We start from the raw sequence: 14,128 nt of genomic DNA, 5'->3' as shown, positions 1-14,128 counted from the left end.
CGAGGCGAAGAAGACGCCGGATCGCTCCTGGCTGGGTGCGGTGTCGGCTGTGGTTTTGCAGCAGGCGCTGGCGGACCTGAACACGGCGTACCGGAACTTCTTCGACTCGATCAGCGGGAAGCGGAAGGGGCCGAAGGTGGGCCCGCCCCGGTTCCGGTCCCGCAAGGACAAACGGCAGGCGATCCGCTTCACCAGGAACGCCCGGTTCTCCATCACCACAGGCGGGAGGTTGCGCCTGCCGAAGATCGGGGACGTGGACGTCCGCTGGTCCCGCTACACGGGCGCCTACTCCCGTCCGTGAGCGAACAACACCTACGGGATCACCGGTCATAGAGACCGGTGATCCCCGGTGAGCACACCCGGCCTGTGCCCGGCTCACGCCCGGCACAGGCCGTTCGCATCTCGGCGCGACCACGCCCGCCCCAGCCAGGAGGCCGTCCCCGCGCGTGAACGTCAGTGAACGGGCAACCCGGTGACGGCGCGGCCGATGAGGAGCCTTTGGATCTCGCTGGTGCCCTCGAAGATGGTGAAGATCTTGGCGTCGCGGTGGAAGCGTTCCACGGGGTGGTCGCGGGTGTAGCCGGCGCCGCCGAGGACCTGGATCGCCTGCTCGGTGACCCAGACGGCGGTCTCGCCCGCCACCAGTTTGGACATCGAGCCCTCCGCCTGGGTGAAGGGACGGCCGTTGCGGGCCAGCCAGGCGGCGCGCCACGTCATCAAGCGGGCCATGTCGACGCGGGTGGCCATGTCGGCCAGCAGGAAGGCGACGGCCTGGTTCTCGCCGATCTTACGGCCGAACTGCTCGCGCTCGCGGGCGTAGTCCCGGGCGTACTCGAAGGCGGCACGGGCGATGCCCACCGCCATCGCGGCGACCGACGGGCGGGTCGTCTCGAACGTCCGCATCGCGGCCTGCTCGCCGCTCTTGCCGCCTTCGCGGACGCGGGCAAGACGGGCGTCCAGCTTCTCTTTGCCGCCGAGCAGGCAGCGGCCAGGTACGCGAACGTCGTCCAGGACGACCTCGGCGGTGTGGGAGGCGCGGATGCCATGCTTTCTGAACTTCTGGCCCTGGGAGAGGCCCCGCGTGCCCGGGGGGACGACGAACGACGCCTGGCCGCGGCTGCGCAGTTCGGGGTCGACCGAGGCGACGACGATGTGGACGCCGGCGATGCCGCCGTTGGTCACCCAGGTCTTGGCGCCGTTCAGCACCCACTCGTCCGTGGCCTGGTCGTACACGGCCCGCGTGCGGATGGCGCCGACGTCGGAGCCCGCGTCGGGCTCGGAGGCGCAGAACGCGCCCAGCCTGACCGCGTCCGGGCTGCCGAACATCTCGGGCAGCCACTCCCCCATCTGCTCGTCGGTGCCGCCGGAGACGACCGCGGCGGCGGCGAGGCAGGTGCCCACGATGGACAGGCCGATGCCGGCGTCCCCCCAGAACAGCTCCTCGAACGTGACGGGGATGGCGATGCCGCTCGGCTCGAACCACTGCTGGGTGAAGAAGTCCAGCGAGTAGAGCCCGATCTTGGCCGCCTCCTGGACGATCGGCCAGGGGGTCTCCTCGCGCTCGTCCCACTCCGCGCCGGCCGGGCGGATCACGCGGGCGGCGAAGTCGTGCACCCAGTCGCGTACTTCGCGTACGTCGTCGCCGGGTTCGGGACTGAAACCGGCAGCGGCCTCGGACATTCGCGGTTGCTCCTCACACGGGGCACGGCCGGGCACGGCCCGGCGCGGTCGTGGTTCCCGGCGCTGACACCGGACCGCGTCCGACCCTACCGCTCGACCACCCGCCACCCGGACCGGCGCGGCCCGGCTCTTCGCCCGGCGCTCTGAAAGACGCCGGGCGACTTTTCTCATGTCCGCGTCTCATGTGCCGCAAAAGCGGTTGATCGGGGAACACCACGCTTGGAACGTAGAAGGTTGCGCCTGCGGTTGTGGCTTCTCGTGTACTCCCGTTCCGTGTGACCCCGCAGCGCCCTCCGCCCCGTCCGTCGCGCCGATCCGCTCGGATCCGCGCCGACCCGTAAGGAGTGCCCTCGTTCATGCCTTCCGACGGAAATGACGACGCCCCTGCCTCCGACTCCCCAGAAAGGCCCCGTACCAGGAGAACTCAGTCGCTGCGGCGGCTCACTCCCTACCTCCGCCCGTACGTCCCGCGCCTGATCCTCATCTGGCTCGTCACCATGGCGGGCCTCGCCACCAGCGTCGCGATCCCACTGGTGAGCAAGGAGATCATCGACGGCCCGGTCGGCCACGGCCGCGGCGACGCCCTCCTCCCCCTCGGACTGCTCGCGCTGGCCCTCGGCGCCACCGAGGCGTTCCTGACCTTCGTACGCCGGTGGACGCAGACCAAGGCGGTGCTCGGGCTGGAGACGGCGATCCGCGACGATCTCTACCGGCACCTGCAGCGGCTGCCGATGAGCTTCCACGGCGAGTGGCAGTCGGGCCAGCTGCTGTCCCGCGCGACGACCGACCTGTCCACCATCCGGCGGTTCCTGGGGTTCGGCCTGCTGTTCCTCGTCATGAACATCGTGCAGCTGATCACCGTGACCGTGCTGCTGCTGCGGATGTACTGGCCGCTCGGCCTGCTCGTCGTGGCCGCCGCGGTGCCCATCTTCGCCGTGTCGCTGCGGTTCGAGAACGAGTACCGCCGCGTCTCCCGCCAGGTGCAGGACATGCAGGGCGACATCGCCACCTACGTCGAGGAGGCGGCGCTGGGGATCCGCACGATCAAGGCGTTCGGCCGCAGGCCCCACGTGTTCGCCGAGTTCGACGCCGCCGCGCGCAAGGTCCGCGCGGCCGCGATGGACAAGGTGCGGCTGGCGTCCCGCTTCTACACCTTCCTGGAGGTGATCCCGAACGTCACCCTGGCCCTGGTGCTCCTGCTCGGCGCGCTGGCCGTCGGCGCGGGCACGCTGACGCTCGGCACCCTGGTGGCCTTCGTCACGCTGATGCTCCAGCTCGTGTGGCCGATCGCGGCGCTCGGCTACATCCTGGGAATGGCGCAGGAGGCGATGACCTCCGCCGACCGGGTGATGGAGGTGCTCGACACCGAGCCGGAGATCGTCGGCGGCACCGAGGTGATCGAGCGGCCGCGGGGGCATCTGCGGTTCGAGGGCGTCGGCTTCCGGTTCCCCGGCGCCGACCGGCCGGTGCTGCGGGACGTCCGTCTGGACGTGCGGCCGGGCGAGACGGTCGCGATCGTCGGGGCCACCGGCTCGGGCAAGACGACGCTGACCTCGCTGGTGCCGAGGCTCGCCGACGTCACCGCGGGCCGGGTCACGATCGACGGGCGGGACATCCGCGACCTGGCGTTGCCGGAGCTGCGCTCGATGGTGGCCACCGCCTTCGAGGAGCCGACGCTGTTCTCGATGAGCGTGCGGGAGAATCTCACCCTCGGCCGGGGCGAGGCGACCGAGGAGGAACTTCGCGAGGCGCTCGAAACAGCCCAGGCCACCTTCGCCTATGACCTTCCGTGGGGGCTCGACACCCGGATCGGCGAGCAGGGCATGTCACTGTCGGGCGGCCAGCGGCAGCGGCTCGCCCTGGCCCGCGCGGTGCTCAGCAAGCCCAGGATCCTCGTGCTGGACGACACGCTGTCGGCCCTCGACGTCGAGACCGAGGCCCTGGTCGAGCAGGCGCTGCGCGCGGTGCTCGCCGACGCGACCGGCCTCATCGTGGCCCACCGCGCGTCCACCGTGCTGCTCGCCGACAGGGTCGCGCTGCTGCGCGACGGCACCATCACGCATCTCGGCGCGCATCAGGAGCTGCTGTCGCGGGTCCCCGAGTACCGCGAGCTTCTGGCACAGGACGCCGACTTCGACCCCGAGGAGGCGCTGCGTTGAGTCACACGACCACCGACCCGAAGGATGGCGCGCGCGCGAACCCGGCGAACCCAGTGAACCCGGAGGACACGGCGCACACGGAGAACACAGAGAACACGAAGAACACCGCCAGCGAGCCGGGACGCTGGCGTGGCGTCGCCGCCGAGAAACAGGACGAACTGCCGGACAAGGTGTCGGTGCTGCTGCGGGCGCGGTCCCGGCGCCTGCTCGGCGACCTGCTGCGCCCGCACCGCCGGGCCATCGCCGTGCTGGTCGCGGTCATCGTGGTCTCGAACGCGGCCGGCCTCGCGATCCCGTACCTGGTGAAGGTCGGCATCGACGCCGGGATCCCGCCGATGCTGCGGCACGAGGGCGCGGGGACGCTGCTCGCGTCGGTGGCGGCGATCCTGGCCGCGGCGCTGACCCAGGCGGCCACCCGCCGGGCGTTCCTCCAGATATCCGGGCGGATCGGCCAGGACATCCTGCTGGAGCTGCGCCGCCGCGTCTTCGACCACTTCCAGCGGCTGTCCCTGGCGTTCCACGAGCGGTACACCTCGGGGCGGGTCATCGCCCGGCTCACCTCCGACATCGACGCGATCGCCGAGATGCTGCAGTCGGGGTTCGACAGCATCGTCACCGCCGTTCTCACCATGTTCGGCACCGCGGTCCTGCTCCTCGTGCTCGACCTTCCGCTCGGCGCGGTCGCGCTGGTGCCGCTGCCGATCCTGTTGCTGTTCACCCGGTGGTTCCGGCGCGAGTCGAGCATCGTCTACCGCCGGACCCGCGAGGCGGTGGCGCTGGTCATCGTCCACTTCGTGGAGTCGATGACCGGGATCCGGGCGGTCCAGGCGTTCCGCAGGGAGCCGCGCAACCAGGAGATCTTCCAGGAGCTCAACATCGGCTACCGTGACGCCAACGCGCGCGGCATGCACCTCGTCGCGGTGTTCATGCCGGGCATCAAGCTGATCGGCAACCTCACGGTCGCGGTCGTGTTGCTGTACGGCGGGTGGCTGGCGCTCCACGACGCGGTCACGGTGGGCGTGCTCGCCGCGTTCGTGCTGTACCTGCGGCAGTTCTACGAGCCGATGCAGGAGATCTCCCAGTTCTACAACACGCTGCAGTCGGCCGGCGCGGCGCTCTCGAACCTCTCCGGCGTGCTGGAGGAGCGGCCCGAGGTGGCCGAGCCCGAGCACCCTGTCCCGCTCGCCCGCCCGCGCGGCGCGGTGCGCTTCGAGGGGGCCGAGTTCTCCTACATCGACGGCGTGCCGGTCCTGCCCCGGCTGGACCTGGAGATACCCGCCGGGCAGATCGTCGCGCTGGTCGGCGCGACCGGCGCGGGCAAGACGACGGTGGCGAAACTGATCGCGCGCTTCTACGACCCGACGGCGGGCCGCGTCCTGCTCGACGGCGTCGACCTGCGCGACCTCGACGAGGCCACGCTGCGCCGGGCCGTGGTGGCGGTGACTCAGGAGAACTTCCTGTTCACCGGCACGGTGGCGGACAACATCAGGTTCGGCCGCCCGTCCGCCACCCCGGCCGAGGTCGAGGAGGCGGCCCGGGCGATCGGCGCCCACGAGTTCATCGCGGCACTGCCCGACGGGTACCGGACCGAGGTCGGCAAGCGCGGCGGCCGCATGTCGGCGGGGCAGCGGCAGCTCGTGGCGTTCGCGCGGGTCTTCCTCGCCGACCCGGCCGTGGTGATCCTCGACGAGGCCACGTCCAGCCTCGACGTCCCCAGCGAACGGCTCGTTCAGCGCGCCCTGCGCACCGTGCTCACCGGCCGTACCGCCCTGATCATCGCCCACCGCCTGTCCACGGTCGAGATCGCCGAACGGGTGCTCGTCATGGACGCCGGCCGCGTCGTCGAGGACGGCCCCCCGGACCGCCTCATCGCCGAGGCCGGCCGCTTCGCCGGCCTCCACCGCGCCTGGCTCGACAGCCTGTCGTAAGGGAGGTCGACGGCCGGGTCGACGGCGATGACCTGCCGCCCCGGAGAGCTCCGTCGTGACGCCACGCGAAGGGCGGTCCGATCGGAATCGGACCGCCCTCGCGTAAGGCCGGACGCGTAGCCCGCTCAGGCGGGTGTCCACGGCCCCCGCGGGCGGAGGCCGGTGGACACCCGCCGGGCCGGGTCACTCGTCTTCGTCGCCCCAGAACCAGCCGCCGCCCCAGCGCTCGCGGTAGGAGTCCTGCGTCTGGGTGTTCAGGCGGTCGACCTTGACCTTCTTGGCCGAGTCGGTGAGCCTATCGTTGATCTTGATGACGTCGAGGCCCTTGTTGAAGTCACTCGCGTAGATGTAGCCGTTGTAGTAGTACGCCGACCAGAATCCGCCGAAGCCCTCCGAGGCCGGGCCGCGCTCGAAGTACCCGATCTCCCTCGGGTGCGCCGAGTCGGTGAAGTCCCAGATCGACGCGCCGCCCTGGTACCAGGCCTGGACCATGATGTCGCGGCCCTTCACCGGGATGAGCGAGCCGTTGTGGGCGACGCAGTTCTCCGAGTCCGCCTGGTAGCGCGGGATCTTGTAGTAGTTCTTGAAGACGAGCTGGCCACGGACGATGTCGAAGATCGCGTCCGCGCCGTGCGTCGGGCCGGTGGCCTCGTTGCACGTCGCCTCGCCGCCGCCACCGAGCTCGTCGGTGAAGACGACCTTGGTGCCCTCGTTGTTGAACGTCGCCGAGTGCCAGAACGCGAAGTTCGGGTCGGTCACCCGGGCCGTGACGCGCGGGGCCTCGGGGTTCCGGATGTCGAACAGCACACCGTCACCCATGCAGGCGCCGGCCGCGATGCCCTTCTCGGCGTACACGGTGATGTCGTGGCAGCCGGAGGTCTTCAGCAGAAGGTTCGGCTGCGTCTCGTTGCCGCCGTCGGGGAACACCACCGGGGTGGCGACCACGGACGCCGAGGTGGGGTTCCACAGCGGCACCTTCACGATGGAGATCTTGTCGTGCGGCGGCTGGCAGTCCGGGAACGCCGCCGAGGGGCTGTACGAGGAGACGTACAGGTAGACGTTTCCGTGCCTCTTGTCCGGGACGAGCGTGTGCGTGTGCGAACCACAGTCGGTCTCGACCGACTTGATGTACTTCGGGTTCGCCTTGTCGCTCACGTCGAAGATCCGGATGCCCTCCCAGGACTCCTTCACCGACGCGGGTTGCGGAGTGCTGGAGCAGGAGTCGTTGTTCCGGGAGCTGTCGACGGACGCGAACAGCAGGTTGCCGTACACCGACACGTCCATCTGCGACCCCGGGCAGACGACCGAACTGACGACGCTCGCCTTCTTGGGGTTCTTGATGTCATAGATGGAGAAGCCGCCGTAGTTTCCCACGTAGGCGTAGTCGCCCTGGAAGGCGATGTCGGTGTTGATGGTCGCCGCGATGCTCGCCGGCTTCGGCACGTTGGTGACGTGCTGGACGTTCGGGCTCATGACGATCTGATCGGTGCCCGGGATGTCCGCTGCCTGCGCGGGCATGGCCGACAGCACAAGGGCCGCGGCGGCGCCCGCCAGGACGAGGAACCGGCCTAAACGGCCGCCTCTGGGGGGAATGGACGACACGCAGGGACCCTCCTTGGTAACTTTTGCCACAGGAGCTCATAGATGGGCAGATTTTCTCCCAAACAGGATCAGTTGACCATAGTGCACGTTGTCAGGAAAAGGTGCCGACCTGAAGCCTTACGCGAATGACGGGGACCGGTTAGGGTGCAGCCGCACAACAAGAGATCTTCAAGGAGGCCGGGTGCGCGCCGCGTCCCTCATCGTCATCGCTACGGCGGCATTCGCCATGGCGGCATGCTCGGGCGGCCCCGCCACCCCGACCGCCACGTCCACGGCCCCGGTCATCGCCCCGGGCCGGCCGGGTGAGACCGCCAGGACGCTGAACCCGTCGGAGGCCGCGACCGCCGTCCCCTCCCCCACGGCCAACGCCGCCGACGTGCTCTTCATGCAGGACATGATCGTGCACCACCGCCAGGCCCTCGACATGAGCACGGGAGCGGCCACGCACGCCGCGTCCGACACGGTGAAGCGCCTGGCCGCCAGGATCAGCGCCGCGCAGGGACCGGAGATCAACGCCATGATCCGCTGGTTGCGCGAGCAGGGCCAGCGCGTCCCCGACCACCACGCCCGGCACCACACGATGCCGGGGATGGCGACGCCCGAGCAGCTCGCGCAGTTGCGCGCGGCCGGCGGCGCCGAGTTCGACCGCCTCTACCTCCAGCTGATGATCGCCCACCACATGGGGGCCATCACAATGGCGGCCGACGAGCTGGAGAAGGGCTCGCATATATACGTCGAGGAACTGGCGCAGGACATCTCGGTCTCCCAGGCGGCGGAGGTCAACCGCATGCACCGCCTCCAGACCTCCGGCTGAACCCCGCCGGCGCGGGACAGAAACATCCGCCAGGACTCTGAACAGCACTCCGAAAGAGAGTCAAATCACCCGTCATGGTTATCTCGTGCCGCCCTTGCCGCACTCCATGCTGGCGTGTGGATCTAGGCGGAGATCTTCTGCGGCGCGTTACGAACGGCGACATCGACGCACCACCCGCGCCGCGAGGCGTGCGAACGTCCGGGATCGCCAGGGGCATCCGGCGCCTCTCGTCCGCCCTGGTCGGACGTGGGCATGCCGCCCCGGGCCCGTGGGAGGGCCCGGGTTAGGCTGGCCGTGTGGATCTAGCCGCGTTGCCGTACCCGATCATCCAGGCGCCCATGGCGGGCGGACCGTCCACCGCCGCGCTGACGGCCGCCGTGTCGGGCGCCGGGGGGCTGGGGTGCCTGGCCGGCGGCTACCGCGCCACCCCCGACGTCGAGGCGGACATCGCGGCCGTACGCGCGCGGACCGATGCTCCGTTCGGCGTCAACCTCTTCGTGCCCTCGCCGGAGCCGCCCGACCTGACCGCCGTCGAGACGTACGCGGCGCGGCTGCGCGGCGAGGCGGAGCGGTCGGGGGTCGAGCTCGGCGTCCCCGCCGACGATGACGACGAATGGGGCGAGAAGCTGGACCTCGTCGTCGCCGAGCGGGTGCCGGTGGTGTCGTTCACGTTCGGGCTGCCGTCGCCGGAGGTCATCGAGCGGGTGCGCGGCGGCGGCTCGTACGTGCTGGTCACGGTGACAACGCCGGACGAGGCGGAAGCCGCGCACGAGGCCGGGGCGGACGCGCTGGTCGCGCAGGGCATCGAGGCGGGCGGGCACCGGGGCGGGTTCACCGACGACGCGGGCGACTTCGGGCTGCTGACGCTGCTGCGGCTGACGCTGCGCCGCACTCCCCTGCCCGTGGTCGCGGCCGGGGGCATCGCGGACGGCGCGGGCGTCGCGGCGGTGCTCGCGGCGGGCGCGGTCGCCGCCCAGCTCGGCACCGCGTTCCTGCGCACCCCGGAGGCCGGGACGAACCCCGCGCACCGCGAAGCCCTGGGGACGTACGACCGGACGGCGGTCACCCGCGCGTTCACCGGGCGGCGCGCCCGGGGGCTGGCCAACCGCTTCCTGCGCGACCACACCGACGAGGCTCCCATGGCGTACCCGCAGGTCCACCAGTTGACCGCTCCCCTGCGCGCGGCGGCCAGGAAGGCGGGCGACCCGGAGATGATCAACCTGTGGGCGGGTCAGGCGTACCCGCTCACGGAGGAGGTCCCTGCGGCCGAACTGGTCCACCGTCTCGGCACCGAGGCCCGCGAGGCCCTCGACCGCGCCGCCCGCCGCGGGCCCACCCACTGACTCGGATGGTCCATCTGATGGCGATAGACGAACAGCTCGGCCCGTTGGCCATCCCCGTGCGTGCCGCTCGGCGGAAAGGACGCGGCGGGCGCGCTCGGTGACGAACCGCTGCGGGCCGGGACGAAGTCCTTTCACGGCGCCCCGGCCGCGGACGTAGGGTCGTGAACGGCTCGCAGGGTTTCGACGTCTTCAGGGAGGACGTCAGACATAGGCGTCGTACCCCAGCTTGACCGCCACGAGCAGCCCCGCGACCGCCGAGACGACGCGCAGGGTCTGGCCCGGCATCCGGCGGGCGAGCGACGGGCCGAGACGTCCCCCGATGAGGAACCCCGCCGCCAGCGGGATGGCCGCCCCCCACTGGACCGGCCCGAACAGGGCGAACCCGACGGCCGCCACCGCGTTGGCCAGCGCCGACAGGGCGTTCTTGACCGCGTTCACCCGGGCCGGGGTGTCCTGGAGCGCCGCCGTGAGCACCGAGAACATCATGATCCCGCCCGCCGCCCCGAAGTACCCGAGGTAGATGGCGACGGCGAACACTCCTGCCTTGAGCGCCCGCCCGGCACGCCACCCTTGACCGGCGTCCCGCCCGGGATGGACACCGTTCGCGACGGAGCTCGGAAGGGCTTGCCGATCTGGAAGCGGGTCTCCGTCCGGCGGAGCGTCGTGTGCCGGACGGGCGGTCCGGGGCCTCGGCGGGCGGAGCAGGACCAGGGACGCGATGCCGACCAGCCACGGCGCGACGGCCTCGAACGCGCCCGCCGGTGTGAGCAGGAGCACCCCCGCCCCCGTGGCCCCGCCGAGCACCGCGAGCCACCCGAGCGCCAGCACCTGCCGCCCCCGCCCGGCCAGTTCGGGACGCGACCCCGCCACCGCCCCCAGCCCGGTGAACACCAGCGCGACGGTGTTGGTGACGTTCGCGGCGAGCGGCGGCAAGCCGAAGGCCAGCAGGATCGGGAACGACACGATCGATGCCAGGCTCACCAATGTGCTGACGACCCCGGCCAGCGCGCCCGTCCCCACCAGGCCGAGGACATCCCCAAATGTCACCCCCCAACCCAACCACGGCCCGCGGGATGCGACGGCGTCGGGGCGCCGAGGGCGGCACGGCCGGCCGGCGACGTCGTACGGCGCGGGGTCGGCGAGGTGTCAGAGCTTCGGGGTTCCCCGCGGATACCCGGAGGTGCGGCCTGTTCTCTGCCATTGTGATGAACGGCTGTATTTCTCGCTTATCGGAATAGTCCGACTAGTCGGGATATTTCATGTTTGAGGTTGTCAATTCCGATGGTTCTCGTGGCCGCATCCGGTCGTTCCATTGCCGATCGCCTCGTAAGTGTGCGGTCATGGTCAGGCATAATCGCGTACGGCCGGGCCCGGTTTCCGCCCCTTGTTTCTGTTCCGAGCGAAAATCAAAGAAAGGTGACAGACGATGCAGAACGCGGCCATCGATCGAGTAAAGCTCATCTTCGCCCTGCTCGACGCCGACGGCACCGGCCTTCTCGAGGCCGACGACTTCGAACTCATGGCGGCCCACGTCGTCGCGGCGTCGCCCGATTCCGACGACGCCGCCAAGGCCGCCATGCTCGCCGCCTTCCGGCGCTACTGGACGACTCTCGCCGCCGAACTGGACGCCGACGACGACGGCCGCATCAGTTTCGAGGAGTACGCCGCGTGCGTCCTCTCCCCTGAGCGTTTCGACGGGGCGCTCACCGACTTCGCCGAGGCACTGGCCGCGATCGGCGACCCGGACGGCGACGGGCTCATCGAGCGGCACGTCTTCGTGGCGCTGATGACGGCCATCGGCTTCGAGCGCGCGAACATCGACGCCCTCTTCGACGCGTTCGACCCGTCGGAGGACGACCAGATCACGGTCTCGGTCTGGGCCGCCGGCATCAAGGACTACTACAGCCCGGAGAAGGCGGGAATTCCGGGCGATCATCTGGTCGGCGGGCCGGTCTGATCGGGATCACAGCAACCTGTACACCTCCGGCCCATGACAAAGGGGTACAAGTGGAACGAGTCATCGGACTTGCCGTCGGCCGGGGAACGGGTCCCGAACTCGCGACCGTCTTCGAACGGGTGCTGGCCGGGATCGCCGACGTGTATTCGACCGAAATCAGCGTCACGCGGTCGGAGAGGATTTACCACTCGTATGCCTCCATGAAGCCCACCGCCGGGATCGATCGGGTCCGCCAACTCACGCGGGAGGACGCCGACCACTACGCGGAGTTCTGCCGCGCCCAGGCCGCCCTCGGCGTCCCCGCCGTCTTCCGCACGGCGATCAACGCCCAGTCGCTCTACCTGGTCCGCCAGCGCCTGCGGGCGGTGAAGGTCGACGTCATCGCCACGGCCGACACGTCCCTGCTCCTGGTCCGGGACCAGGCCCAGGGCTTCTACACCGGGGACAACACGCACGTCCCGGGCGCGCTGATCCGCACCATGGCGTTCAGCCAGGAGATCACCGACAAGGTCATCGCCTTCGCCGTGCGTCGTGCGCGGCGGGAGTGGCCGGACGGCGGGGCCGACGAGATCGTCATGGCCTACAAGTTCCACCTGCTCGACGGCGCCCTCGACGCGTGGGTGGCCGAGAGCGCCGCGCGGCACGGCGTCGAGATCCGCCTGTGCCAGCCGGACACGGTGAACCGCGACCTCATCGAGCGCGGCCCGCGCCCTCGCACGCTGATCATCGCGGGCAACGAATGGGCCGACATCATGCACGTCGTCCTGCTGGACCGCTTCGCGGCCGAACGCCAGGAGAACCGCTGCACCGAGAACGTCTACCTGCACCCCCACGCGGCCGGGCTGGTCGAGTACCAGACGGTGCACGGCTCCGCCGACGACCTGGCGGGGAAGGACGCGGTCAACCCGGTGGCGACCGTGCGCGCCGCGGCGGTGGTCGCCGAGCGGCACGCGGGCTGCGCGGGGGCGATGCGGATGGTCGAGCGCGGCCTGGAATCTCTCGGCCGCCGGGGCATCGGCACGCCTGACCTGGGCGGACGTCATTCGACCACCGCCGTGGTGGACGCACTGCTCGGCACGCTGAATCGCGAGGGCCGGCCGATCATGATGGCGGACTCGTGACCTCGACGCCGGCCACCGCGCTGGTCGTCGTGGACCTGCAGAACGACTTCTGCGCCGGGCCGGTCGCCCTCGCCCGGTACGCCGGCGACCCGGCGAGACTGGACGCCGTCGCGGCGAACACCGCGCTGGCCGTCGACCGCGCGCGGTCCCGCGAGACGGAGGTGATCTTCGTCCGGTTCGCCGGCGACGTCCGGTACCAGGGCCGAAGCTGGCGGCGCCGGGATCGCGCGCAGGGCAAGCGTCCCAAGTGCAGGGAGGGATCGTGGGGGGCAGACTTCTACCGGGTGTCTCCCATGCCGGGCGAACAGGTATTCACCAAGCGAGCGTGCTTCGACGCCTTCCTCAGCGCCGGGTTCGAGCGGCACCTGGTCCATCGCGGCGTCGGGCGGCTGGTGTTCGCGGGCCTGTTCACCGACGTCTGCGTGGACTCCACCGCCCGGACCGCGTTCCAGAAGGGCTTCCACGTCACCGTGCTGAGCGACTGCACCACCGGCCTGCACCTGCCGGACGCGGACATCCTGAGCTTCATGGCCGTGGTCTACGGCGCCCACATCACCACCCAGGACCGATCATGGACGCCCCCCGCCGGAGAGGAGGACGCGTGCCAGACGCCCGGCGCACCGGCGTCGAAGGCGGCATCGGGCTGACCGCCCTCATGGTCGCCGCCGCGCGGGCGATCGAGACCCACCGGCCCGACGCCCTGGCCGGCGACGCCTACGCCGAGCACTTCGTGCGCGCCGCCGGAGTGTCCGCGGCGTGGCCGGTCCGCCCAGGGGATGTGCCGGGCGGGGATGCGAACCCCTTGTGGGGCAGGCTGGGACGCTACTTCGGCCTGCGCACCCGGGTCCTCGACGACCACCTGCTCGGCTCGGCCCGCGCGGGCGCCCGGCAGGTCGTCCTGCTTGGGGCGGGCCTCGACACCCGGGCCTTCCGGCTCGACTGGCCGCGCGGCCAGGTCGTCTACGAGATCGACCGCGAGGACGTCCTGGCGTTCAAGCACCGCGTGCTCGACGGCCTCGCCGCCGTCCCCACGGCCACGCGCCGCCCGATCGCGGCCGATCTGCGCGGCGGCTGGGCCGGATCGCTGCTGAGCGCGGGCTTCGACCCGGCCGCGCCGACCGCGTGGCTGGCCGAGGGCCTGCTGCTCTATCTGCCGCCCGCCGCCGAGCGGCGTCTCGTCGACACCGTGAACCGCCTGAGCGCCGGTGGGAGCAGCCTGGCCTTCGAGGTGAAGCTCGGGGCGGAGTCTCCGCAGGTCCGGGCCAGTCCCGTCTACGCGGCGACCAGACGGCAGATCGGCGTCGACCTGCTCGCCCTGTTCGACAAGGAGCCGCGCCCCGACTCCGCCGGTCGGCTGAGGGAGCGGGGCTGGTCGGCCGTGATCCGTACGCCCTTCCATTTCACCCGCCACCACGGCCGCGGACCACGCCCGGAGCCGGACGACGCCCTGGCGAGCAACCGCTGGGTGTTCGCGCACAAACCCGGCATCGACGTCTGACGGCTCGGGCACGAAGGCGCGGCCGC

11 protein-coding genes and 1 pseudogene are annotated in these 14,128 nt (G+C 70.9%); 9 read left to right on the top strand and 3 right to left on the bottom strand.

Annotation, left to right across the window (positions count from 1 at the left end; all coding sequences use genetic code 11):
• Positions 1-274, top strand: a pseudogene (locus tag AB0M95_RS27375) (RNA-guided endonuclease TnpB family protein); the annotation flags it as partial.
• A gap of 179 nt (positions 275-453) precedes the next feature.
• Here AB0M95_RS27375 and AB0M95_RS27370 read toward each other — a convergent pair.
• Complete coding sequence (locus AB0M95_RS27370) at positions 454-1,680, bottom strand: acyl-CoA dehydrogenase family protein (RefSeq protein ID WP_363770278.1); 1,227 nt, start codon at positions 1,678-1,680, stop codon at positions 454-456.
• Positions 1,681-2,036: 356 nt separating this feature from the next.
• Here AB0M95_RS27370 and AB0M95_RS27365 point away from each other — a divergent pair, with 356 nt between their 5' ends.
• Both AB0M95_RS27365 and AB0M95_RS27360 read left to right on the top strand, forming a co-directional pair.
• Positions 2,037-3,839 (top strand): ABC transporter ATP-binding protein, encoded by a 1,803-nt coding sequence (locus tag AB0M95_RS27365; protein WP_363770276.1) that lies wholly within the window; start codon positions 2,037-2,039, stop codon positions 3,837-3,839.
• Positions 3,836-5,767 carry an ABC transporter ATP-binding protein gene (locus AB0M95_RS27360; RefSeq protein WP_363770274.1) on the top strand — a complete coding sequence of 644 codons (1,932 nt, stop codon included), beginning with the start codon at positions 3,836-3,838 and terminating at the stop codon, positions 5,765-5,767. Before AB0M95_RS27365 ends, AB0M95_RS27360 begins: the two co-directional genes overlap by 4 nt.
• Before the next feature lie 183 nt (positions 5,768-5,950).
• Here the strand turns inward: AB0M95_RS27360 and AB0M95_RS27355 are convergent, their stop codons facing one another.
• Entirely contained in the window at positions 5,951-7,285 is a 1,335-nt protein-coding gene (locus AB0M95_RS27355; protein WP_363770283.1) for a hypothetical protein, read from the bottom strand.
• A gap of 265 nt (positions 7,286-7,550) precedes the next feature.
• On the opposite strand from AB0M95_RS27355, the gene AB0M95_RS27350 reads away from it, so the two are divergent.
• Positions 7,551-8,183 carry a DUF305 domain-containing protein gene (locus AB0M95_RS27350; RefSeq protein ID WP_363770272.1) on the top strand — a complete coding sequence of 211 codons (633 nt, stop codon included), beginning with the start codon at positions 7,551-7,553 and terminating at the stop codon, positions 8,181-8,183.
• 296 nt (positions 8,184-8,479) lie between these two features.
• Complete coding sequence (locus tag AB0M95_RS27345; RefSeq protein WP_363770270.1) at positions 8,480-9,526, top strand: nitronate monooxygenase; 1,047 nt, start codon at positions 8,480-8,482, stop codon at positions 9,524-9,526.
• Between the two features lie 201 nt (positions 9,527-9,727).
• Here AB0M95_RS27345 and AB0M95_RS27340 read toward each other — a convergent pair whose 3' ends face one another.
• A complete protein-coding gene (locus AB0M95_RS27340) occupies positions 9,728-10,573 on the bottom strand; it encodes a sulfite exporter TauE/SafE family protein (RefSeq protein WP_363770267.1) in 846 nt (281 codons plus the stop codon).
• Positions 10,574-10,952: 379 nt separating this feature from the next.
• Between AB0M95_RS27340 and AB0M95_RS27335 the strand changes: the two genes are divergently transcribed.
• From AB0M95_RS27335 to AB0M95_RS27320, 4 genes are read left to right on the top strand one after another with little or no spacing between them, the layout of a single operon-like run.
• Complete coding sequence (locus tag AB0M95_RS27335) at positions 10,953-11,483, top strand: EF-hand domain-containing protein (protein WP_363770264.1); 531 nt, start codon at positions 10,953-10,955, stop codon at positions 11,481-11,483.
• Positions 11,484-11,533: 50 nt separating this feature from the next.
• Positions 11,534-12,604, top strand: coding sequence for an isocitrate/isopropylmalate family dehydrogenase (locus tag AB0M95_RS27330; protein WP_363770261.1), 1,071 nt, complete (start codon positions 11,534-11,536; stop codon positions 12,602-12,604).
• On the top strand, positions 12,601-13,251 hold the full coding sequence (locus AB0M95_RS27325; protein ID WP_363770258.1) for a cysteine hydrolase: 651 nt from the start codon (positions 12,601-12,603) through the stop codon (positions 13,249-13,251). Before AB0M95_RS27330 ends, AB0M95_RS27325 begins: the two co-directional genes overlap by 4 nt.
• Complete coding sequence (locus AB0M95_RS27320; RefSeq protein WP_363770255.1) at positions 13,206-14,102, top strand: class I SAM-dependent methyltransferase; 897 nt, start codon at positions 13,206-13,208, stop codon at positions 14,100-14,102. Before AB0M95_RS27325 ends, AB0M95_RS27320 begins: the two co-directional genes overlap by 46 nt.
• Positions 14,103-14,128 lie beyond the last annotated feature (26 nt).

The organism is Sphaerisporangium sp. NPDC051017 (assembly GCF_040683095.1).
Classification (GTDB): domain Bacteria; phylum Actinomycetota; class Actinomycetes; order Streptosporangiales; family Streptosporangiaceae; genus Sphaerisporangium.
Note: the sequence above shows the minus strand (reverse complement) of the source record. Positions and strands in the feature narration are given on the sequence as shown.

Excerpts from the sequence above, each read along its gene's own strand:
- AB0M95_RS27355 (WP_363770283.1), bottom strand. The coding sequence starts at position 7,285 with ATGCCCGCGCAGGCAGCGGACATCCCGGGCACCGATCAGATCGTCATG.
- AB0M95_RS27370 (WP_363770278.1), bottom strand. The coding sequence starts at position 1,680 with ATGTCCGAGGCCGCTGCCGGTTTCAGTCCCGAACCCGGCGACGACGTA.
- AB0M95_RS27335 (WP_363770264.1), top strand. The coding sequence starts at position 10,953 with ATGCAGAACGCGGCCATCGATCGAGTAAAGCTCATCTTCGCCCTGCTC.
- AB0M95_RS27365 (WP_363770276.1), top strand. The coding sequence starts at position 2,037 with ATGCCTTCCGACGGAAATGACGACGCCCCTGCCTCCGACTCCCCAGAA.